General features: G+C 41.5%; 24 protein-coding genes and 1 pseudogene. 24 read left to right on the forward strand and 1 reads right to left on the reverse strand.

The annotated features are described in order from the left end of the window. Positions 1-55: 55 nt before the first annotated feature. The 21 genes from LGZ99_RS20465 to LGZ99_RS20565 all read left to right on the forward strand — a co-directional run bounded on the left by LGZ99_RS20465 (position 56) and on the right by LGZ99_RS20565 (position 17,370). Positions 56-619, forward strand: a complete 564-nt coding sequence (locus tag LGZ99_RS20465) for a terminase small subunit (RefSeq protein WP_036841104.1) — start codon at positions 56-58, stop codon at positions 617-619. Further along, positions 616-2,175 (forward strand): terminase, encoded by a 1,560-nt coding sequence (locus LGZ99_RS20470; RefSeq protein ID WP_036841103.1) that lies wholly within the window; start codon positions 616-618, stop codon positions 2,173-2,175. The genes LGZ99_RS20465 and LGZ99_RS20470 overlap by 4 nt, the downstream gene beginning before the upstream one ends. A gap of 5 nt (positions 2,176-2,180) precedes the next feature. Further along, positions 2,181-3,569 (forward strand): DUF4055 domain-containing protein, encoded by a 1,389-nt coding sequence (locus LGZ99_RS20475; RefSeq protein ID WP_036841102.1) that lies wholly within the window; start codon positions 2,181-2,183, stop codon positions 3,567-3,569. Then, the gene (locus tag LGZ99_RS20480) at positions 3,570-4,691 is read left to right on the forward strand and encodes a structural protein (protein WP_036841101.1); all 1,122 of its coding nucleotides are present in this window, start codon (positions 3,570-3,572) and stop codon (positions 4,689-4,691) included. A 131-nt stretch (positions 4,692-4,822) separates the two neighbouring features. Then, positions 4,823-5,575 (forward strand): DUF6651 domain-containing protein, encoded by a 753-nt coding sequence (locus LGZ99_RS20485; protein ID WP_036841100.1) that lies wholly within the window; start codon positions 4,823-4,825, stop codon positions 5,573-5,575. A gap of 12 nt (positions 5,576-5,587) precedes the next feature. After that, positions 5,588-6,733, forward strand: coding sequence for a major capsid protein (locus LGZ99_RS20490; protein WP_036841099.1), 1,146 nt, complete (start codon positions 5,588-5,590; stop codon positions 6,731-6,733). A 44-nt stretch (positions 6,734-6,777) separates the two neighbouring features. Beyond that, complete coding sequence (locus LGZ99_RS20495) at positions 6,778-7,071, forward strand: hypothetical protein (protein ID WP_262979522.1); 294 nt, start codon at positions 6,778-6,780, stop codon at positions 7,069-7,071. Next, positions 7,058-7,540 (forward strand): DnaT-like ssDNA-binding protein, encoded by a 483-nt coding sequence (locus tag LGZ99_RS20500; RefSeq protein WP_036841097.1) that lies wholly within the window; start codon positions 7,058-7,060, stop codon positions 7,538-7,540. Before LGZ99_RS20495 ends, LGZ99_RS20500 begins: the two co-directional genes overlap by 14 nt. 1 nt (position 7,541) lies before the next feature. Further along, positions 7,542-7,892 (forward strand): hypothetical protein, encoded by a 351-nt coding sequence (locus LGZ99_RS20505; RefSeq protein WP_036841096.1) that lies wholly within the window; start codon positions 7,542-7,544, stop codon positions 7,890-7,892. A 1-nt stretch (position 7,893) separates the two neighbouring features. Then, the gene (locus LGZ99_RS20510; RefSeq protein WP_036841095.1) at positions 7,894-8,481 is read left to right on the forward strand and encodes a hypothetical protein; all 588 of its coding nucleotides are present in this window, start codon (positions 7,894-7,896) and stop codon (positions 8,479-8,481) included. Beyond that, complete coding sequence (locus LGZ99_RS20515; RefSeq protein ID WP_051769712.1) at positions 8,478-8,891, forward strand: phage tail terminator-like protein; 414 nt, start codon at positions 8,478-8,480, stop codon at positions 8,889-8,891. Before LGZ99_RS20510 ends, LGZ99_RS20515 begins: the two co-directional genes overlap by 4 nt. Positions 8,892-8,957: 66 nt before the next feature. After that, positions 8,958-9,620 carry a phage tail tube protein gene (locus tag LGZ99_RS20520; protein ID WP_036841094.1) on the forward strand — a complete coding sequence of 221 codons (663 nt, stop codon included), beginning with the start codon at positions 8,958-8,960 and terminating at the stop codon, positions 9,618-9,620. Between the two features lie 87 nt (positions 9,621-9,707). Further along, on the forward strand, positions 9,708-10,019 hold the full coding sequence (locus LGZ99_RS20525) for a phage tail assembly chaperone (protein WP_262979523.1): 312 nt from the start codon (positions 9,708-9,710) through the stop codon (positions 10,017-10,019). A 53-nt stretch (positions 10,020-10,072) separates the two neighbouring features. Then, positions 10,073-10,312 (forward strand): DUF1799 domain-containing protein, encoded by a 240-nt coding sequence (locus LGZ99_RS20530; protein WP_036841092.1) that lies wholly within the window; start codon positions 10,073-10,075, stop codon positions 10,310-10,312. Between the two features lie 169 nt (positions 10,313-10,481). Beyond that, positions 10,482-11,237 carry a KilA-N domain-containing protein gene (locus LGZ99_RS20535; RefSeq protein WP_262979524.1) on the forward strand — a complete coding sequence of 252 codons (756 nt, stop codon included), beginning with the start codon at positions 10,482-10,484 and terminating at the stop codon, positions 11,235-11,237. 182 nt (positions 11,238-11,419) lie between these two features. After that, entirely contained in the window at positions 11,420-11,770 is a 351-nt protein-coding gene (locus LGZ99_RS20540; RefSeq protein WP_023045431.1) for a hypothetical protein, read from the forward strand. A gap of 15 nt (positions 11,771-11,785) precedes the next feature. After that, positions 11,786-12,514, forward strand: coding sequence for a hypothetical protein (locus tag LGZ99_RS20545; protein WP_036841091.1), 729 nt, complete (start codon positions 11,786-11,788; stop codon positions 12,512-12,514). Positions 12,515-12,580: 66 nt separating this feature from the next. Then, positions 12,581-15,580, forward strand: coding sequence for a phage tail tape measure protein (locus LGZ99_RS20550; protein ID WP_051769708.1), 3,000 nt, complete (start codon positions 12,581-12,583; stop codon positions 15,578-15,580). A 52-nt stretch (positions 15,581-15,632) separates the two neighbouring features. Then, the gene (locus LGZ99_RS20555) at positions 15,633-15,998 is read left to right on the forward strand and encodes a hypothetical protein (protein WP_023045434.1); all 366 of its coding nucleotides are present in this window, start codon (positions 15,633-15,635) and stop codon (positions 15,996-15,998) included. Positions 15,999-16,187: 189 nt separating this feature from the next. Next, positions 16,188-16,694 (forward strand): hypothetical protein, encoded by a 507-nt coding sequence (locus LGZ99_RS20560; protein ID WP_036841090.1) that lies wholly within the window; start codon positions 16,188-16,190, stop codon positions 16,692-16,694. 115 nt (positions 16,695-16,809) lie between these two features. Beyond that, positions 16,810-17,370 (forward strand): zinc ribbon domain-containing protein, encoded by a 561-nt coding sequence (locus LGZ99_RS20565; protein WP_051769707.1) that lies wholly within the window; start codon positions 16,810-16,812, stop codon positions 17,368-17,370. Between the two features lie 70 nt (positions 17,371-17,440). On the opposite strand, the pseudogene LGZ99_RS25040 reads toward LGZ99_RS20565, so the two are convergent. After that, positions 17,441-18,043: pseudogene (locus LGZ99_RS25040) on the reverse strand (ORF6N domain-containing protein). Positions 18,044-19,165: 1,122 nt separating this feature from the next. On the opposite strand from LGZ99_RS25040, the gene LGZ99_RS20575 reads away from it, so the two are divergent. From LGZ99_RS20575 to LGZ99_RS20585, 3 genes are all read left to right on the forward strand, one after another. Further along, positions 19,166-19,315, forward strand: coding sequence for a type I toxin-antitoxin system Hok/Gef family toxin (locus LGZ99_RS20575; RefSeq protein WP_021327110.1), 150 nt, complete (start codon positions 19,166-19,168; stop codon positions 19,313-19,315). Positions 19,316-19,484: 169 nt separating this feature from the next. Then, a complete protein-coding gene (locus LGZ99_RS20580; RefSeq protein ID WP_036841086.1) occupies positions 19,485-19,832 on the forward strand; it encodes a phage tail protein in 348 nt (115 codons plus the stop codon). Beyond that, positions 19,829-20,575: a phage minor tail protein L gene (locus LGZ99_RS20585; RefSeq protein WP_036841085.1), complete on the forward strand. Its 747-nt coding sequence runs from the start codon at positions 19,829-19,831 to the stop codon at positions 20,573-20,575. The genes LGZ99_RS20580 and LGZ99_RS20585 overlap by 4 nt, the downstream gene beginning before the upstream one ends.

Raw genomic sequence — 20,575 nt, forward strand, 5'->3', positions numbered from 1 at the left:
TTTGGAAATGGTTCACCCGGTCGCTAAGCGGCCTTTTTTATTTTAAGGAAATTAAATGGCACTCACAGACAAACAGGAAATGTTTTGTTGCGAGTACCTCGTTGATTTGAACGCCACGCAAGCGGCTATTCGTGCGGGGTACAGTGAAAGTACAGCACGGAACATTGGCTGTGAAAACTTAGCAAAACCTAACATTCAATCCCGTATTGCTGAATTGAAATCAGAGCGAAACGAGCGTGTACAGGTTGACGCTGAATATGTGCTTCGTCGCTTAGTCGAAATCGACCAGATGGATGTCTTGGACATACTTACGGAAGAAGGGGATTTGAAGCCCGTTAAGGAGTGGTCAGTAGTTTGGCGTACAACATTATCAGGCTTAGATGTTATAGCAATGTCAGGAGAAGAAAATACCGAAACGTTGCTCAAGAAAATCAAATGGCCTGACAAAGTGAAGAACCTTGAATTGCTTGGTAAGCATGTAAGTGTTCAAGCCTTTAAAGATCAAATTGAACAGAAGACTGTTGTAACTCACAACATTATGCCAGTTCCGACATGCGACAATGTTGATGATTGGGAGTCAGTAGCACAAAAACAGCAGAGTGAGGCTCTTGGTGAATGAGTTACAAAGTAGTTTGGAAGCCATTGCCGGGATCTCAATCGTTGGCTTTGAGTTGCCCATGTAATGAAATTCTGTATGAGGGGACTCGCGGACCTGGTAAAACAGCGGCGCAGTTAGCAAGATTTAGGCGTAATGTTGGTGTTGGATATGGTTCGTTTTGGCGCGGGATTATTTTTGATACTGAGTATAAAAACCTTGCTGACATCATTACGCAGTCAAAGCGTATGTATCGCCTGTTTAATGATGGTGCTCGCTATCTTGCGTCAGCATCAGAATTAAGGTGGGTTTGGCCGACTGGTGAAGAATTACTATTTCGCTTTGGGAAAGAAGAAGACGACTACTGGGATTATCATGGACAGGAGTTTCCGTTTATTGGGTTTAACGAACTAACAAAACAACCCTCTTCTGATTTTTACGAGATGATGTTTTCATGTATGCGTTCATCATTTCGCCCAGCTGACTACCCGCAGGAAAATGGGGAGTTAATTAAACCAATACCGCTTGAAATGTTTAATACAACTAATCCGTTTGGTATTGGGCACTCATGGGTTAAGAAACGTTTCATTGAACCCGCTCCCAGAGGCACTGTAGTTAGAGAAACTCAAACAGTATTTAACCCGCAAACAGAACGAGATGAAGATATAACGCTCACTCGTGTAGCAATTCACGGCTCATATAAAGAAAACCCATATCTTGATCCGCAATACATAGCCATGCTAATGGGCATTAAAGACCCTAATAGAAAAAAAGCATGGGTTGGAGGTTCATGGGATGTGACAAGCGGCGGTAGGTTTGATCATCTTTGGAATGCAAATTTACATGTTATCAAGCCGTTTAAAATCCCTGATAGTTGGACAGTTGATCGCTCTCACGACTGGGGGGAGTCAAAGCCGTTTTCTAACCTGTGGTGGGCGCAATCTGACGGGAGCGAAGCAACGTTGCATGATGGACGCAAGTTCTGTCCTCCTGCTGGGTCATTAATTCTAATTGGTGAATGGTATGGCTGTCCGTCTGATGAGTTAAACAAAGGGTTAAACATGTCATCTACAAACGTTGCCAAGGGGGTCATGTGGATAGATAAGCGGCTGGTGGGAATTGAAGAAGAAGAGCCGAAAGAAACCAAAGGCCAGGGACAGATGCACATCATGCCGGGTATCTGCAAAAAAGTCATCCCAGGCCCCGCTGATAGCGCAATTTATAACACGGCTGACAATGAGTTATCAATCGGGCAGAAGATGGAAAAACAAGGTGTGAAGTGGGTCGAATCAAACAAAAAACCGGGTTCGCGCATTAACGGTGCATCTCTTTTTGCCGACATGCTTGAGGCTGTTATTGAAGGCAAGAAAACCGAATCAGGCATGCCCGAAAAATCAGCTTTCTACGTATTTGATTATTGTCGTGGCTGGATAAGTCGAATTCCTGTTTTAGTCAGAGATAGCAAGAATCCTGATGACGTGGATACGTCACAAGAAGATCACGATTGGGACGCCACACGTTACCGCGTTCTGCATTCACCGCCGAAGAAAGTCGGCAAAGTCACCAAACTTCGGATGTAATCATCATGCCAGATATTTCAACCCCTAATCTTGATTATAATAACATGATCGAAGCATGGGATATTAATGACGCCTTAATGGGTGGTGCGCTTTATATGCGTCAATCGGGTGAGCAATACATGCCGCGTTGGCCCAACGAAGATAAAGACTCGTATGAAAAAAGATTGGCTGTTGCTACTCTTCTTCCTGCCTATGAAGAAACAATTAAACAGGACATAGGGCGCGTATTTTCAGAACCCACGCAGTTGAGCGAAAATGTTCCAAAAGAGATAGTTGAATTATGTAAAAATTTTGATCTTGAGGGAAATAGGCTGGATGTTTGGGCGCAAGAATGGTTTAGTTTGGCACTTCAATACGGTGTAGCTTATGCATTAGTAGAGTATCCTCGTGTCGATCACTTCACTACACGCACAAAAGCAGATGAGAAAAGCATTGGCGCAAGGCCATATGCTGTCATGTTGAATCCGCGTCAGGTCATAGGCTGGAAGTCAAAAACTATTGGTGGGAAAGTCGTCATCACTGAATTGCGTGTTAAAGAAGTGATCACGATTGATGCTAATGATTTTGGTCAGACTCGAATAGAACAGATTCGGCACATCATTCCAGGTCATGTATTCATATATAGAAAATCAACTGATAACAATAACGCATTATCTTGGGTTATTTTTGATGAATGGGATACATCACGAGAGGATATTCCATTTGTTCAACTTTATACAAAACGTTCTGGGTTAATGCGTGCGTCACCGCCACTGTTAAATCTTGCTTTATTGAACATCAAACATTGGCAGAGTCAGAGTGAGCAGGACAATATTTTACATGTCGCTCGCGTTCCGTTGCTCAGCGTGTTTGGGCTAGAAGATGAACAAGAATTAACTATCGGCTCATCAGCGGCCACAAAATTCAGCGACAAATCAAAGCAGGGAATGGAATATACAGAACATTCTGGTTCAGCTATTGATGCAGGTAAAGAATCGTTGCATGAAATTGAAAAACAAATGCGCCAGGCGGGTGCTAAATTACTGCGTGCTGAGAATACATCGACAAAAGCCATAGATCAGGTAACTGAGGAGAAAATGCAAGAGCAGTCACCTTTATATACGATGGCAAACAGTCTCGAAGATGCACTGGATAATATCCTTCAAATTATGGCAGAGTGGCTTGGATTACCAACTGGCGGAAATGTTGATGTTAGAACAGAATTAGAAACATCCGGCCAGATATTTAATCCGCAAGCAGTGTTAGCAATTCAGTCACTGAGACAAGGTGGGGATATCCGGCGCATTGATGCCATTAGAGCACTTCAATCACTAAAAATTATTGATCCTGATACTGATGTAGAATCTGTTTTGGATGAGTTGAATAATATGAGTCCAAATTTGTTGGGTGACTAAATGGCAACGGTAAACAGCAAATTACGTGATGAAGCAATAGCAAGGAAGCTATTCTCAGGCAGGTATTCTAACTATGTGGCTAAGCGTATTGTTAAAAAGCTCAATGAGTTTGATACTGAATTAGTTACTAAGCTGGTAATGACGCTTGATGATAGTAACTTAAGTTCTGAGTCATTTACTGTAAAACGACTTGAATCATTGCTTGGTAGTGTCAGAAAAATAAATAAACAATCAGTGACAGTCGCGTTTACTGATTTGGCTGATGAATTATTGACATTAGCTAAATATGAGGCGGGTTATTATCCCTCACTCTTTGAATCATTATTGCCTGATATTGTTCTTCGACATTATCCGTTGATGAGGATCACTCAGGATATGATTTATGCGGCTACGATGGGAAGGCCATTTCAAGGCAAGTTGCTATCTGAGTGGGCTTCAGGACTTGAACAAGATCGGCTGGTTCGCATCAGTAATACAGTCAAGAATGGTTATCTTAATGGCGATAGTGCTTATGAAATCGGTAAAAAAATCAGAGGCCATGCAGCGCTAAATTATAGTGACGGTGCATTGCAGATGAGCCGGGCTAATGCTACCAGCATTGCAAAAACAGCCGTCAGTCACTTGCAGTCAATTGCCCGCAATGAATTTGCGTATATAAACAGTGAGTTAATTGATTGCAAACAATGGTTGTCAACGCTTGATAACAAAACGTCAACAATGTGTATTATTCGTGATCACAAAAAGTATACGCTTGACGGTAAACCTATCGGCCACAAAATCCCTTATCTGCAAGGTCCCGGCAGGATACATTTCTGTTGTCGTTCCACTGAAAATCTTGTGACTAAATCTTGGAAAGAGTTGGGTATTAATGCTAACGAAATGCCTGTAGGGACACGTGCCAGTATGGATGGACAAGTTCCCGCTGATATTTCTTATCTTGAGTGGCTTAAAAACCAGCCACTTAAACGGCAAATTGAAATACTCGGTGAAACAAGAGCCAGGCTAATGCGCGACGGCGGTATAGATCCTTCGGCGTTCTTCACAGACAAGGGCGAATTTATCAATTTGGATAAGCTTAAAGAATTGGATGAAAAGGCATTTGAAGATGCTGGATATGAATGATTTTAGATATTTCTTTTAATTCAAATCACAACCTGCTTCGGCAGGTTTTTTATTACCTGCTGCTAGCGGATGCGAAGCGGTGCGCGGGTCGGATGACCTTATTTTAAGCCGGAAGGTTCGGAGATTAACTCATGAAATTGAAATTAGATGCAGACGGAAAAGTAGTTGTTGAGAACGGTATGCCGGTATATGTGCATGATGACGGCAAAGAAATCCCATTCGACGCTCCTGCCGCGTTGAGCAAAATTACAGCGCTGAATGGTGAAGCAAAAACGCATCGTGAAGCGAAAGAAACGGCGGAAGCCAAACTCACGCAATTCGCTGGTATTGACGACCCGGCTAAAGCCATTGAAGCCCTGCAAACTATGACCAAAATCGATCAGAAAAAACTGATTGATGCTGGTGCGGTTGACCAGGTTAAGGCAGAAATTACTAAGGCATTCCAGACGCAGCTTGATGAGGCCAACAGCAAGAGCAAAACATTGGAAGAACAGCTTTATAAAGAGATGATCGGCGGGCGCTTTGGTAGCTCTGCGTTTATCAAAGATAAGATAGCAATTCCTTCTGATTTTGTTCAGGCACGCTTCGGTCAGTCATTCAAAATCGAAGATGGCAAAGTGGTTGCATATGACCCGTCAGGCAACAAAGTGTTTTCACGCACTAAACCCGGTGAGCTTGCTGATTTTGATGAAGCACTGGAATTCTTGGTCGAACAGTATCCACAGAAAGATCACATTCTTAAAGCATCCGGCAATAGCGGCGGCGGTTCACAACAGACGCAGCATCAGCACGGACAAAAAACAATGAAACGCTCGGCTTTTGATTCACTGGATATTGCTGGTAAGCAAACAGCACTTAAAGACGGCGTGTCAATCATAGATTAATTGGAGTGACAAATGGCAGGAAATACCCTGACGGGACTTATCCCGACAATTTATACAGCATTGGATGTTGTTTCTCGTGAGCAAGTGGGATTTATTCCTGCTGTGGCTCGTAATACCAAAGCGGATGCCGCCGCCAAGGGGCAGGATGTTACTGCGCCCGTTGCACCCGTCGCAAAGACAGTTGATATCATTCCTGGTCCCACAGCACCCAATGACGGGGATCAGGAAATAGGCACTGTTCAAGTGAAAATCACTAAATCAAAAATGGCACCAGTCAAGTGGAACGGTGAGGAGCAATTGGCAATTGGTCCGGCTGGTACTTATAACACCATTCTTGCGGACCAGTTTAAACAGGCATTTAGAGCCATTTCAAATGAAGTAGATGGTGACATTGGGGCATTGTATTTCGGCTCGTCACGCGCCATCGGCGCTGTGGGTAAGACGCCATTTGGTATCAAAGAAGACCTGTCTGATTTTGCCGATGCTCGACGTGTACTTGAAGATAACGGTGCGCCGACGACTGATTTGCAGATGGTTCTTGGTTCTGCTGCTATCGCAAATATCCGCGGCAAACAATCCGTTCTGTTCAAAGTGAATGAAGCGGGTACGGAAAATCTGCTGCGTGAGGGTACAATTGGGCGTATTGAAGGCTTTAACCTTCATAACTCGGCGGGTGTTAAACGGGTAACGGCGGGAGATGGAACCGGGTTCCTTGTTAATAAATCTGAAGGCCATAAGGTGGGTGATCGGTTGATCTCTGTTGATACTGGAAAAGGAACAGTGAAACCCGGTGATATAGTCACGTTTGATGGTGATGAACATAAATATGTTGTTGCTGTTGCAACTGCATCAGTTATCACTTTATCAGCGCCCGGCCTGTTGCAAGACTTGGCTGATGATACCGAGGTTACCGTTGGTGCTAGTTACACAGCAAATATGGCGTTTGATCGTAATGCATTCTTGCTGGCCTCCCGCACTCCTGCAATGCCAGAAGGTGGTGATACTGCGGATGATGTGATGAATGTTACCGATCCTGTATCGGGTATCACTTTCCAAGTCGCACTGTACCGTCAGTACCGCCAGGTTCGTTATGAAGTTGGCCTGGCGTGGGGCGTGGCTTCGGTTAAGCCTGAACATTCAACTATCATCTTGGGGTAAAGATATAGGGGATTCGTCCCCTTTCTTATTTATTGGAAGGGTATATGGCGGGATTAACTAAAAAGCAAAAAGAGCTTACAGCACAAGGGCAGTCAGATAACTCTATCTCTGTTGAACCTGTTGAACCTGTTGAACCTGTTGAACCTGTTGAACCTGTTGAACCTGTTGAACCTGTTGAACCTGTTGAACCTGTTGAAGTGGTCATACATATGACTAGGAATGTTCCATCTTTTGCCGGTGGTCCAATTGAGGCTAATGTTCATCAAGATGAGATAGATCGTTGGATCGATGATGGTTGGCAAGTGAGTGAATGGAGAGGTGAACATGTTAGTAACTGATTCATCATCACCCAATTTTAATAGTTATGCGAGCGTTGAAGATTTACGAACATTTGCGACATCTCGTAACTACGAAATTCCAGATAATGATACTGCTTGTGAACATCTACTCATGCAAGCAATGGATTATCTGGCAGGATTGCGCTGGAAAGGTAGCAGAACAGTAAAAGATCAGCTATTGGCGTGGCCTCGTGAGGGGGTAATTGTTGATGGTTACTTGTTGCCAAAAGATATTATTCCAAGGCAAGTTATTCAGGTTCAATGCCGACTTGCTATTGAAGCTCAGGAAATAGATCTTACTCCGTCGTTCGCTGGTGGTGGTGAAGTCACTCAAGAGACGATTGTAGGTGCTGTTAACGTTTCATATGCAGAGCGAACTAGTGCTACATCTCCGCGTTTCACGTGGCTGAATGGTTTGCTGCGTGGGATGATTGTCGGAGCTAATCAAATCAGCTTAGTGAGAGGGTGATATGGCTAAGTTCTATCCGCGAATGCGTAAGACAGCTGATAAGCTTATTAAAAAATATGGTATGGAATTCGAGCTCTTACGCAAAGGTAAGATAAAAGTAATTAATGGCATTGAGCATTATGAACCGGATCGTTCGTTTAAACCCATTGGCATTAAGACCGATTACAAGGCTAATGAAATTGATGGCAAATTAATTCTTGCCGGAGATATTCGCATTGTATTTACGGGTGAAACAGAAATTAAAGTGGGTGATATTGTCACTGTCGATAATGATAAATATCGCGTTATAAATAACAATCCATCAAAGCCCGCTGACACACTCATTTGTTATCGTGCGCAACTGAGGAAATAATATGTCTGATTCTAATCAATTTATGCAAGCGATTAATGCATTCGTTGATAAATATCAGAAAAATACTGAAAATGTCGTTAAAGTTGCAAGTATGAGGATTCTTGCAAAGCTTGTGGATATATCGCCAGTGGGAAACCCTGAGTTGTGGAAAGTGAACAAAACGGCGAGAGATTATAATGAGGCTGTCTTTGAACATAACGAAATGCTCAGGTTAGATCCCGATAATCTTACCCCAAAGAAACGGCAATTGAAGAAGCGCGTTAAGGTCGTTGATAGCATGGATATTAAATCTCCGCCAGGCTATACGGGTGGAGCATTTCGCGGTAACTGGCAAGTATCGTTTAATGAACCTGCGGAGGGAGAAACTAATCGTATTGATAAAAAGGGCAATATGACAAAAGCGGTTGGTAATTTAATGATTGATCAGTTTAAGGTTGGTATGAAAGCTATTTATTTCACGAATAATCGTCCTTATGCATATAAGCTTGAGTTTGGTCACTCGTCACAAGCCCCAAATGGAATGATCAGGATAACAGCGGAGGAGGCTGCAAGCATGTTCAGAGATGCAGCGAGTGAGGTGAATAAGTGAGTACATCAAAGATAATTAGTCTCATTAAAGCTTATGTCGGAAACTGGGCGGATAAATATGGTTTTCATATTGAGTATTCGAATATTGAATTCACAAGTACCGGAAAAGTGTATTTACAGTGCCACATTATACCCGCCGCGACGGATAATATTGGCCTTGCATTAGATATGCAAATATATCGCGGGATTGTGCAAGTTAATGTTGTCACAAAAGCCGGAGATGGTGAAGTTGAAGCGCTATTCATGTCTGAACAATTGTGTAATTTGTTAAAAAATGGACATGAAATCGTTGATGGTGATTTCAAAGTTTATTTCAATGGTGAACCAACAGTTCATCCCAGTATTCAAGATCATGTTAATTACATAACCCCGGTTAGCGTGCCGTATCGCGCTGATGTTAATGTTAATTAATGATAAACAGATTAATTAATACTACCGCTTAATTGCGGTTTTTTTATGCCTAATATGAGGTGAAGCATGGCATTTAACATTCCCAATGGCTCAAAAGTTTATATTTCAAATAAACTTGATGAAGCTGCAAATATTACGGCGGCGACTAATGACAAAGAAGTTGTTTTGACCGTAGATAATTTAAACGAGATTAAAGCCGGCGATATCGTACAGATCGAGTCTGGTTGGTCAAAAATGAAAGGGGCATTCCGCGTTAAAATAGCATCAGGAACATCGGTTACCCTGGAGGGGATGGATACAACCGATAAAGATAATTTTCCACCCGGTGGTGCTGTTGGAACAATTAAGAAGGTTGTTGCATTTACCCGAATTGAGCAGGTTTTAACGGTAAGCATTGAGGGCGGGGACCAGCAATCGACAACTGTCCAGTTCCTTGAAGATGACCAAGCTCAAAACGTAGATACGTTCAAGAACGCGGTAGTGATGACGTTCAATTTTGCGTATGACCCGACATTACATGCTCACAATCTACTGATTGGTTTTGATGAAAGTAAGGAACTGGTGACAGTCTATTTCTTTAATAAGAAAGCCGGTCATGATCGCTATTTTAATGCCACGGTTTCATATCAAGAAATCCCGAAAACGGCTATCAACGAGGTTGAAAACATTGATGTGAAATTCTCGCTGCGTTCTAAGCAAATGATCTATGTGAGATCAGCAAAAAAGTAACTACGGTATCTGGGGAGTCCTTTGATACTGATAAAACAGTAACAAAGCCAAATTCAGATACCGATGCTAATAATTTACAGGTGAATAATGAGTCAGATTACATTAAATCCAAATCCAACATTTAAAGAAGTGGTGAAAATAACCGTACCGGGTGGTGGTGAAGGTGAATTAACTTTTGAATTCAAACATTATCCGTTGAGTAAGCTGGCTGAAATGGGAAAACAGGATGGCATGACGAACGATAAATTCATTATGTTTATTGCGAATGGATGGGGATTTAAGGAGCACGAATTTAATCAAGAAAATCTGGATACATTGCTTGATAATTATCCTCAGGCTTACGAAGCAATAATTACCACTTATTACCAGTCCCTTGGCCTGTTCCGCGAAAAAAACTAATTGCGGTTGCGCGGGCATTATATACAAAACCTCAATCTGAATTTGAATTGGAAATGCTCGGTGATATCGCCGACGACGTTGAAGTCTGGCCGGATGTCTGGGAGTCATTTCTGACATTTCAAGCGTTATCTACACAATGGCGAGTAGGCGCTGCTGGTGCAACAGGGCTTGATTACAATGTCTTACATTCAGTTATGGATTTAATCGGCGTAAATGACCGCGCAACTGTGTTTAATGATATTAGAGTGATGGAACGTGAAGCTCTAATAATCATGCATTCAGAAAATAGTTAATCAGCCTCGGTATTCACTGAGGCTTTCTTTTATGTGCTTCACACGCACGAATCAGATAAAACCCAGAACCTTTTCACAAATGCACCCTTGAGGACTGCCAGCGGTTGGCTGCTTTCTGGGGCTGGTATTCCTGTGTGACAAGGGTTCATTTTTGAGCAGGTAATAAGCCATGAATAATATTTTCCCAATGGAGTATGAAAAACAGTTGTTCCCATTTAGTAATGAATGTTGGGCTAATGCCACAGTAGCAGCCAAGCATTTTGGTAAAAGAACAGTGGATTGGCTGAGACTGGATTCAACAAAAAGCTATGCAAGAGAAATTGGAGAAGAGCTTGATATACAAGCAATAAATATAAAAGGTGAGATTTCCCACCTTTTAGTTAACGTAGAAAAAGGCCGTAACGGTGGAACATGGATTCACCCTGAACTGGTCATTGAGTTTGCTCGTTGGCTATCTCCCAAATTTGCTCGGGCATGTGATAGACATATTAAAAACATGTTGATATCACAGAATCGAACACTGACCGAAGATCAGATTATCAATCTGCTCACCTATCAAGAGCCAACAACATGGGAAAAACGGTTCCAAGAGCCTTATTATCAGGCGTTATCGAGAATGACAGGCTTACCTTACTTTGGTCATGTAGGTGGATGTCCGTCTTTGTTTGGTGCGATCACTTCTAAGTGGGTATATCAGGTTATATTGCCGGATGCTGTTTATTCTGAAGCGAAAGAGGTCGCTAAAGGTAGCGGAGAGAAGATCCATCAATATCTTAAGCCAGAAGCATTAAAGCTGGTGGAAGAACAATTGAAGGCCGTAACAATGCTGGCTAACGGTTGCATTGACTACAAAGACTTTGAGTCTCGTTGTATGGCGGCATTTTGGGTAAAAGGGCAGTTAAAACTGATTTATCCAGCCGCTTAACCCCAAGCCAAGGATGGCAAATCTGAAACATTTTGATACATCACAGAACAATAAGAATACAATTTTGGTTGTTAAATCCGTTGAATTAGAGGTTCAATCGAACTATTATCACCATAGCGATATCGCAATTTGATAACTGCTAAATATCTATCCACTTTAATTTCATGATGTTAGGGGGCTATATGAGAACTGAGCATACCAGATCTATACAGACTATTAGCCACTCGACAGAAGTTATTGATTCTTTCTTTGATGAACTATCACAGAAGGAATTCTCCGTTAGACGATTAAGTTTCAGGCACGATCTTAATCGGCAAATATTCATCGTGACGATAAGTAACGATAAAAAAAGCGATGATTTTTACGTTGTTCCTTTCGCTGAATTATCATACAGGCGTAACAAGATTAATGTCATAGTCGATCCTAAAGCACAATACCCTGAATTATGCACAGATGCTGATAGCGCGATAGAGCTGATCAAATCTTCAATTATGGGTTATATGTCACAGTATAATAGATTATTTGCTCACTAAACTGGAGATAAGGAATTGGCTCCAAACTTCACCAAAAGTTATTCTAAGAACTTAAAGCATAAGCCTTTCAGCACTTCAGAGACAGAAATAGATACATATTATTACCTATCTTCTGATGGTGACTTAGTCAAAGTGACTGAGTACGCATTAATTGGTGGTGAGTTTGATTACTATTGCGAGCTAGTAGCAATGGGATGTGGAACAGAGGATTTCTATTCTGAGCATGCAACTACACTAAAGAATGCAAGATTAAAAGAATGGCAGATAATCGAGGAGTTATTGTCATTAGGTATGCATCAACCAAGTGAAGATTTACTGATTGGCAGAGTAGCATTTAATGATTTTAACTTTTATGATGGCGGCGCACTGAAAACAGGCAAACAGATAAGAGGCACTGAAATACTAAGCAGCTATCAAGGTGTTGGAGCTGCTAAACAAATATATAAGTGTCTACTTTTGAAACATGACTATTTAATATGTGACCATATACAAACAATTCTAGGTGGTCGGTTATGGGCTCAAGGAATGATAAAAATCGGCGAAGTCAGGGTCTATGACTGCACAAAAAAACAATTTGTAGATGTGTTAACACCATATGGTCACGGAATTAATGGTGTTTTGCCTTGGAGTGCCATAGGATTAGATCAGTATGACATGGCTCTGTGGGGTTCGAAAATGAAACTAGCAATGGAACCTTGCCAACATCTAGTCAACATCATAAGTAAAGATAAGTTATATAGCTAACCCGCCCCGCGCGGGTTTTTCATTTCTAGGCCGCTTAATTGCGGTTTTTTTACATCTGAGGTCAGCATGTCTGATATCGCAACTATTTCTTTGAGACTTGAAACATCTGATTTAGAGCGTGGAAATCAGGAGCTAAATAAATTTCAATCTGTTGCTGAAAAAGCAAGTAAGGCATCTTCTGGACTCAACGAACAGTTTAAGAGTGGCATTGATACTCAAAAGAGAGCGGCAGAGACGCTAAAGGAACAAAGGAATGAGTTAGGAAAGGTATTAGATCGCTTAAATCCGACAAATAAGGCTTTTGCTGAATTAGATAAAATGGCCGAAAAATTAAACAAGGCCAGAGACTTAAAAATCATCAATGAAACGGTTTTTAACAAGTACAACGCTATTATCGAATCAACGAATAAACGGCTGTACGATATGGAAGCGGCTCTTACTGAGGAGGGGCGAGCAAAATTAATCGAAGCTCAAGCCAGTAAGCGAGCTGAAACAGCAGCAAAAAGCTTCCTTGATGCCCTTAAGCTACAAACAGACGGTATCGGTAAAACCAAAACTGAACTCCTTGAATTAAAAGCCGCTCAAATTGGAGTATCTCAACAGGCGGCACCATTTATTGCCAAGTTGAAACAGCAAGATCAAGCCTTTATGAGAGGTGCTATTACTGCTGGTCAATACAAAATGGCAATGCATCAGTTGCCAATGCAAGTTACTGATATTGTGACTTCTCTCGCTTCCGGGATGCCGATTTGGTTGATCGCAATACAGCAAGGTGGACAGATTAAAGATTCATTCGGTGGTATTGGTAATACCTTTAAGGCATTAACAACACTCATTACACCAATGCGAATAGCAATGGCTGGTTTAGTTGGTGGAGTGGCCGCTGCCTTATACGGTTTATATAAAGCATATGATGTTGCTGAAAAAGAGAGCAGTGCATTTAATAAGGCTGTCATCTTAACTGGTAGCTATTCGGGAGTGACGGCCAGGCAATTAGCTAGCATGGCGAGTGAAGTTGGTAAAAGCAACGGTACTGTTGGTAAAGCATCGGAAGTACTGAGTAAGCTTGCTGGCGCTGGCATTAGCTCATCAGTGAATTTAAAAGCCGCAACTCAGTCAATAATAGAGTTCAGCCGCTATTCCGGTCAGTCAATTGATGATTTAGTTAAGCAGTTTTCACAACTTTCTGATGATCCAGCCGGAGGTTCACTTGCTTTAACCAAGAATATGCATTACTTAACTGCTGCACAATATCAGCATATTGCTGCATTGCAAAAAGAGGGCGATAAAGCTAGCGCAGTGGCAGCAGCTACAGATGCTTTGAATGGAGCAATAAAGCAAAGAGCTGATGAAATCCGCAATAATATGGGAACCTTACCAAAGTTTTTTGATGAGATAGAGCGCTCTGCATCAAAAATGTGGGATGGGATAATGGGTCTCGGAAGAGACCCATCTGATGCAGAAAAAAGAGCGGAATTAGTATTAAAAATCAGGTCAGCGGAAAACGACCCGCGACGCTATAACGGTAAGGGTAAAGGGCTGTCTTACATAAGTAATGATACTTTGGCCCAATGGAAGAAAGAGTTAGCTTCAATTGATGAGCAAGCAAAGAAAAAACAAAATATTGCAAAACTTGATCAAGATGCAATCGATGCCCAATTAACGTTAACAAAATTGACTGAAGCTGGTGTAACAGCAGCCGAAAAGAGAGTTAAAGCCACTAAAGATCTTAATGAGGCGATTAAAGATAATGCTAAAGCTGCCGCTGAGGGGAGGGCTAAGTTATGGTCCAAGGAGGAAATAGACAAAGCGAGAGCTGGCATTGAAAGCTTGTATAAAGACACTAAAACGCCAAAAGGTAAGTCATACAGGCCAGATGCGGGTATCAGAACTGAGGATGCAGCAAATAGGCAGCTTTTAGCTCTCCAGGCCCAATTAAAAGTTCTACAAGATCACAAGTCGATTAATGATGTAATTAGTGCTCAACGTAGGCAGCTTTGGTTGGAAGAGGCTAAGTATACTGTTCTTCATAAAGCGGCAAGTAAGCGAAAACTAGATGATGATGAGAAGGCATTGCTGGCAAATGAAAAGCAAGCCCTATACATAGCTAGACAAAATGCTTACTGGGGCGACCAGATAGCCCTTTTGGAACGTCGAAATAAGCTTCATGATGATGCTACAAAATACATTGAGAAGATGAATGGTAGGATTGAATCATTAAGGGAAGCCAGAGGACTAAGTAGTAGGGAAGCTGAGAGGAAGACAGCTTTACGGGATTTAGAATCAGACTGGAAATCTAAAGGCGGTTCTGTTGATGATGAGGAGTATCTTGAAAAGGTTAAATCCCTAAAAGGTTTCTTTGCTGAACAAGATAAGGAGCGCCAAGACTGGCAATCTGGCTTCCAGAAAGGTTTTGCTGATTATCAGGATACGGCAACTAACGTTTACGGCAACGTAGCTAGCATTGCTCAAAATTCATTTGTTGGTATGGGGAATGTGTTTAGCGATTTTCTGACAACAGGCAAAGCTGGATTCAAAGACTTTGCAACATCGGTTCTTAAGCAGATAACCCAGATGATCACTCAGATGCTGGTGTTTAAGTCGATAGAGATGGGTGCTAGCGCTTTTGGTTTCTCTCTGCCTGGAATGGCTAGCGGTGGCTATACCGGCCCCGGTGGTAAGTTTGAGCCGAGAGGTATAGTTCACGGTGGCGAATTTGTATTTACGAAAGAAGCGACGAACCGCATTGGTGTAGGTAATCTGTACTCTATGATGCATAGCGCACAGGGATATGCGAATGGGGGTTATGTTGGCGGTGCTCAAGTGCCAAATAGTCAGATATTACAGCCTGCTCCTCGGTATGGATTAGTTCCTGCGGCTGGTGGTGTAACAGTCCAAACCAGCGTTTATATTGACGGAGGTTCTCAGCAGAAAGGTGCTGATGCAGGCTCTGTTGATATGTCCGGTATTACAAAGCAAATCAACGGCGCGATAGATAAAGCCATAACGGTACAGTTAACCAAAACAGGTTCTCCGCTTTGGAATGCCACATACGGTAGGCGTTAACTAAATCATGGGACAATAATGGCCCTGTTTTTGTATTATGAGGTAATTAAAGATGAATGTTGCACAGGGAAACGAAATTCAGGAACTGAAAAATGAAGTGTCTGACCTAAAGTCAGTCACCAATGATGTTGGTACAATGAAGACCGACGTTGCTTTAATATTACAAAAAATAGATAACCTCTCTTCATCTGTAGAGAAGAAAGCAAGCTCTGAGCAAGTGACAGAACTAGATAGCAAGATTTCAAAAAGGCCAACCGAAGAACAAGTAGACCTGAAAATTTCAAAAGTAGACACGAAAATTGGTGGCTTAGAGAAGAAAATTGGTGATCTTAAGGTATGGGTTTTGACCATATTACTATTTTCAATAGCAATGCCTGTCATTATGTTTTTGCTGAACTTCTACATGAGGAAGCCATAAACAGCCACTTATGTGTATTAGTCGCGACCAGATCTGGCGCAAAGCTTGAATAGTTATATCAGTGGCTATGGCTGTTTTATCAAAGTATTTCCTCAAGTAACCCCTTTCAAACCACACGGACGTGATTTTGCATTGATTTGCACTCGATAACGGTTAAACTCTCATCACTTAAATGAAACGAGGTGTGTGATGAAGAGATTAACTGCTTTATTGATAGGATCGATTTTGCTGTCTGGGTGTGCTCAAATGGTAGAAGAGCAAAATAAAAAAGATGCTGAAACAAAAGCAAGTTTAATGGAATGCTCAGAACCAAAGCTTGATGATAAATATCTTAAACCAACGAAAGAAGATTTTATTGCTCAACTTAATAGGCAAGCCTTATTTGCGGAAGCTTATAAAAGTATAGCGGGCATGAAAATGGATAGATTAAATATCAGTGGATTAACCCAGTCAGATGATCTTGAGGTGGTGGGAGCTATTGGTGATTGCAATAGAAAGCAAACTGAGCAAAGAATATCCATAGTAAAACCTCAATTTGAATCATTAAAATCGTCAACAAAAAACAAGGTTGAAAAAGTTGCGTTAATAAAGGCATATAGTGAGTGGGTTTCATATGTGAAAAACAATACTGGCGGGAATGATGCACGCGAGAGAGTAAAATTAGACTCCGCTATAGCAGAATATGAAAATCAATAGCTTTACCTAGGCCCCATACAGGGGCTCTTCTGTCGGTTAGTAACTTTTTGTTCCTGTTGAGCGTAAGTATCAGTGTTATCTGTCTGCTTTATATATTTCTAAATGAGGGTTAGTAATGAAAGGGTTAGGTTGTTTCTTATTGGCTATCGGTTTGGTGTGGATTTTTATTGCCTTTAATATGGATGTGAGTGTTGCAACAGGATATGGTGATAGAGTTAATAATATTGGGTTGATTGCTTCAAGACAAAATCACATCTTGCTAGGAGCCTTTATTTCATTCTGCGGGTTAATGATGGTGATATTTGGTGGCAGAAACCAACAGACAGAAGGTGATGTAAAATGCCCTTATTGTGCTGAGATCATTAGGCCAGATGCTATTAAGTGCAAACACTGCGGCAGTGATGTTCAGGCGAAGATGCAGGAAGAAAAGAAAAATAGTTTCAGACCAATAGATATGCCTATTGAAAGTTTCTTTATTAGGAGAAAGGTTGGGTTTGATGTTAATGAAGATAATGTCAGATCGATGGTAGAAAAAATAAAAATTGCCAACCCAAATGTTGATAATTCTCTGATTATTAATAAATACAAAGATGATATTAGATCAATCAGGGCTAAACTTCCACCTCAGATCAGAGACGAATTTTATGAAAAATACAAACATTGGATTGGTGAATAATAGCTAAATGCACTTAGCTGGCAGTTGTAGATTAAAAGATGTATCTGTCAGCGCGTCCTTGCGCTTAGGGTTAGTACTTCCAGCTGTTTTCCATGTTCAACAGATTTTCTCGATGAATGATGAGATAACCGGCTTTTTGTGCTAACTCCATGAATGTGTTTAATGTCAGTACGTGGCTATCCGGGCGAACTATTTCGCAACTATCAACAGTGCTATTTCGCATCGTTATTAGGATCTTGCCATTTTCGGGGAACTGGATACCGTTTGTTGTTTTTACTAATGTTGTAGTCGGAGTGGCATCCTTCTGGTTAAAGTAAAAATCTTCCAGTGCCTCGAAAACATCCCAAGCTTTATCAGTGTCGAGCATCTTTGCATGACGAGCTGCCCCGCGCTCGGTCCATAAAGTTAAGCTGCGAGCACGTTTACCGACTAACTGAATGCCACTTTCAACAGAGTAGCTTAAAGATACTCTGTTTTTAAGTTCTTGTTATTCTTTACCTTTTAGAATAAAGAAATGTTTTCCTTCGCTAAATCTATCAGCATTTCTAGCGTGGTTCTGACGAATTCGTACAACATCTGTTGTATATAGTTCTGCCAGCAACTCAGTGGTGATTACTGGAATTCCGTTGTGATGGATAGATGGAAGGTTTTGGGCTGAAATTTGATTAGTCATTGCTGACTCCTGTTTGTTTTCTTCGAATTGCCACTGTCGTAGTGGTGCCGGGAGGTTCGAAACAGCACAAACAAAGCTGCGGACTTATTCCCCATTACTGGGTGTTGTATTCGTCGCCCTCCCGACCTTGATCGGGGTGTGGCCGCGCACTGCGCCCACTGAATGACAGGCATAAAAAACCCAACGCTAACGGGGTTGGTTCTGACCGTGTTTGTTGAGGTTTCGAAGCCTCGCAAGCGCAAGATAACTCCAGAGAGTAACCCTGTCAACAGTATTTCTTGCTGACACGCTGCTACATCCACGTTACGTAATACTCCATAAATGACAAGTTGACTGTTTTTTACTATACTTGGCATGTCTATATTCCTTCTTCGGATTTGACAATTAGAGGCCCTGACCATCCCCACGATAGTTAGGGCTTCACTCTTTTGGGGGAACAACAATATCATCTTTTTACTCTCATGGAATTAACTGGCTCAGTAATATGGTTTAGCAGTGTAGATAATAACCGAAATTTAATGCTGAAAGCTTCATCATTTATCACAAATTATTTTATAATTTTCAAAATATAAAAATAAAGATTTGATAATTTATAAATTTAAAGATTAATATTTTCATGGAAGGCATTAGAAGAAATTGCGAAGCTTGCCGCAGAAAACGTAGTAAGACATTGAAAGGAATGAAAAAGAAAAAAACTAACCCTGCTTTTCTGCTAAACTTACCTGAACGAATGTAAAGAAATGTAAAAAACACAAATAATAGTAATATCTAGATATGTATATCCAGACTCCATATTAAAAGAATGGTTATTTTTTTGCATATCACAGGCAACTTAGAACCCCTAGTGGGCTCTTGTTCTTTAATGGACAGTCAAACTAGAAAGCTATAACCCCAAGCCAAGGATAGCTTGCTGTAAATAAACTCAGTAGCGCAATGTAATAGTATGGATATATATATTTCACTTTGGTATATTTTTGGCGGGCGCTTGAGACTATCTGTCTCTGGCGTGCTGGAGCGGATAGAAGAAAGCCCCAAATGATCTTTCAATCAATTTGAGGCCTATCTATGCATAGCAACATAAGATTAGCCTCTTACACGCCGAAAGGCAAGGAGACGCTAACCATGAAACAGCAAAAAGCGATATTTATCGCCATCGTTATTTGTATTGCCGCTTTAGCGGCTGTGCTGGTCACGAGGAAGGACCTCTGTGAGGTTCGCATCCGAAGCGGTCAAACGGAGGTTGCTGTTTTCATGGATTACGAACCCAGGTAAGAGCAACGGCGGGGAGAAATCCCCGCCATCTCTTGTTGTTGAGCATGGCTCTCAAGCGCCCTATCACCAACTCTTAATTGCTATCTCATCATTTTATTCATTTTTAAGCCGCTTAATTGCGGTTTTTTTGCATTTAACCAACCTGCTCCGGTAGGTTTACGGGGGAAATATGGCAATAGACGAATTTAAATGGCGAAGCCAGGTACAAAATAGCCCAACTGGAGAGTTTGCTCACAATGTAAGAAAAGTGCAGTTTGGTGACGGATATTCCCAAGTTGCTGAGAATGGCATTAATTCTGAGTCGCAGAAATGGCCCTTTACTTATACGGGGCATAAAGATGAAGTAATACCGATATTCAATTTCATCAGACAACACACAGCAAAGAGTTTTATCTGGACGCCTCCATTTGGTCAAAAGGGGCTTTACAGAGTGGACGCCAGTTCTATCACTATGATTCCACTATCTCACACTGTAATAACTATCAATGCTACATTCGAACAGGCATTTTCAGCATGAATATCACATCAGATGTACAGAAATTAGAACCGGGTAATCGAATTCAGCTAATTGAAGTTGATGGGAGCAAGTTTGGCGGGCCTGTATTGCGGTTTCATGCTTACAACATGCCACACACTACAGAAGAAATAGAGAAGGCCGGGGCCGACTTAAAACCAAAATCCATTTGGTGGCAGGGAAAAGAGTATGGTGCTTGGGCTTACGAAATTAGCGGAATGTCAAAATCAAGTGATGGTTCACCGCCACGACCAAAACTAACAGTTTCCAACATCAATAGCCTTATCTCTTCTCTTTGTCTGAAATTCGAAGACATGTTACAGGCAAAAGTAACGATATTTGAAACGTTCGCTCACTATCTTGATGCGAAAAATTTCACAGATGGCAATTCAACGGCGAATCCTGATGAATGCTTTAAACAAGTTTTCTATATTGATACTAAAACGAATGAGATAGCTGGTGAAGTTGTAGAGTTTGAATTATCTAGCCCGTTTGATCTGCAAGGATTACGTATTCCAACCCGGCAAATTCACACAATTTGTACTTGGTGTATGAGAGGGTGGTACAGAACCGGAAACGGCTGTGGGTACACGGGTACGAAATATTTTGATAAAGATGGAAAACCAACTGATGATCCAGCAAAAGATGAATGTGGTGGTCTACTTTCCGATTGCAAAAAGCGTTTTGGTGAAAATAATCCTTTAGATTTTGGCGGATTCCCTGCTGCTGGTTTAATTTCGAGGTGA

Origin of the sequence: Photorhabdus temperata (assembly GCF_025384845.1) — a bacterium.
Classification (GTDB): Bacteria; Pseudomonadota; Gammaproteobacteria; order Enterobacterales; family Enterobacteriaceae; genus Photorhabdus; species Photorhabdus temperata.

Bases quoted from the DNA above. Each gene is read 5' to 3' on its own strand.
- LGZ99_RS20465 (WP_036841104.1), top strand. From the start codon at position 56: ATGGCACTCACAGACAAACAGGAAATGTTTTGTTGCGAGTACCTCGTT.
- LGZ99_RS20470 (WP_036841103.1), top strand. From the start codon at position 616: ATGAGTTACAAAGTAGTTTGGAAGCCATTGCCGGGATCTCAATCGTTG.
- LGZ99_RS20475 (WP_036841102.1), top strand. From the start codon at position 2,181: ATGCCAGATATTTCAACCCCTAATCTTGATTATAATAACATGATCGAA.
- LGZ99_RS20480 (WP_036841101.1), top strand. From the start codon at position 3,570: ATGGCAACGGTAAACAGCAAATTACGTGATGAAGCAATAGCAAGGAAG.
- LGZ99_RS20485 (WP_036841100.1), top strand. From the start codon at position 4,823: ATGAAATTGAAATTAGATGCAGACGGAAAAGTAGTTGTTGAGAACGGT.
- LGZ99_RS20490 (WP_036841099.1), top strand. From the start codon at position 5,588: ATGGCAGGAAATACCCTGACGGGACTTATCCCGACAATTTATACAGCA.
- LGZ99_RS20495 (WP_262979522.1), top strand. From the start codon at position 6,778: ATGGCGGGATTAACTAAAAAGCAAAAAGAGCTTACAGCACAAGGGCAG.
- LGZ99_RS20500 (WP_036841097.1), top strand. From the start codon at position 7,058: ATGTTAGTAACTGATTCATCATCACCCAATTTTAATAGTTATGCGAGC.
- LGZ99_RS20505 (WP_036841096.1), top strand. From the start codon at position 7,542: ATGGCTAAGTTCTATCCGCGAATGCGTAAGACAGCTGATAAGCTTATT.
- LGZ99_RS20510 (WP_036841095.1), top strand. From the start codon at position 7,894: ATGTCTGATTCTAATCAATTTATGCAAGCGATTAATGCATTCGTTGAT.
- LGZ99_RS20520 (WP_036841094.1), top strand. From the start codon at position 8,958: ATGGCATTTAACATTCCCAATGGCTCAAAAGTTTATATTTCAAATAAA.
- LGZ99_RS20525 (WP_262979523.1), top strand. From the start codon at position 9,708: ATGAGTCAGATTACATTAAATCCAAATCCAACATTTAAAGAAGTGGTG.
- LGZ99_RS20530 (WP_036841092.1), top strand. From the start codon at position 10,073: ATGCTCGGTGATATCGCCGACGACGTTGAAGTCTGGCCGGATGTCTGG.
- LGZ99_RS20535 (WP_262979524.1), top strand. From the start codon at position 10,482: ATGAATAATATTTTCCCAATGGAGTATGAAAAACAGTTGTTCCCATTT.
- LGZ99_RS20540 (WP_023045431.1), top strand. From the start codon at position 11,420: ATGAGAACTGAGCATACCAGATCTATACAGACTATTAGCCACTCGACA.
- LGZ99_RS20550 (WP_051769708.1), top strand. From the start codon at position 12,581: ATGTCTGATATCGCAACTATTTCTTTGAGACTTGAAACATCTGATTTA.
- LGZ99_RS20555 (WP_023045434.1), top strand. From the start codon at position 15,633: ATGAATGTTGCACAGGGAAACGAAATTCAGGAACTGAAAAATGAAGTG.
- LGZ99_RS20560 (WP_036841090.1), top strand. From the start codon at position 16,188: ATGAAGAGATTAACTGCTTTATTGATAGGATCGATTTTGCTGTCTGGG.
- LGZ99_RS20565 (WP_051769707.1), top strand. From the start codon at position 16,810: ATGAAAGGGTTAGGTTGTTTCTTATTGGCTATCGGTTTGGTGTGGATT.
- LGZ99_RS20575 (WP_021327110.1), top strand. From the start codon at position 19,166: ATGAAACAGCAAAAAGCGATATTTATCGCCATCGTTATTTGTATTGCC.
- LGZ99_RS20580 (WP_036841086.1), top strand. From the start codon at position 19,485: ATGGCAATAGACGAATTTAAATGGCGAAGCCAGGTACAAAATAGCCCA.
- LGZ99_RS20585 (WP_036841085.1), top strand. From the start codon at position 19,829: ATGAATATCACATCAGATGTACAGAAATTAGAACCGGGTAATCGAATT.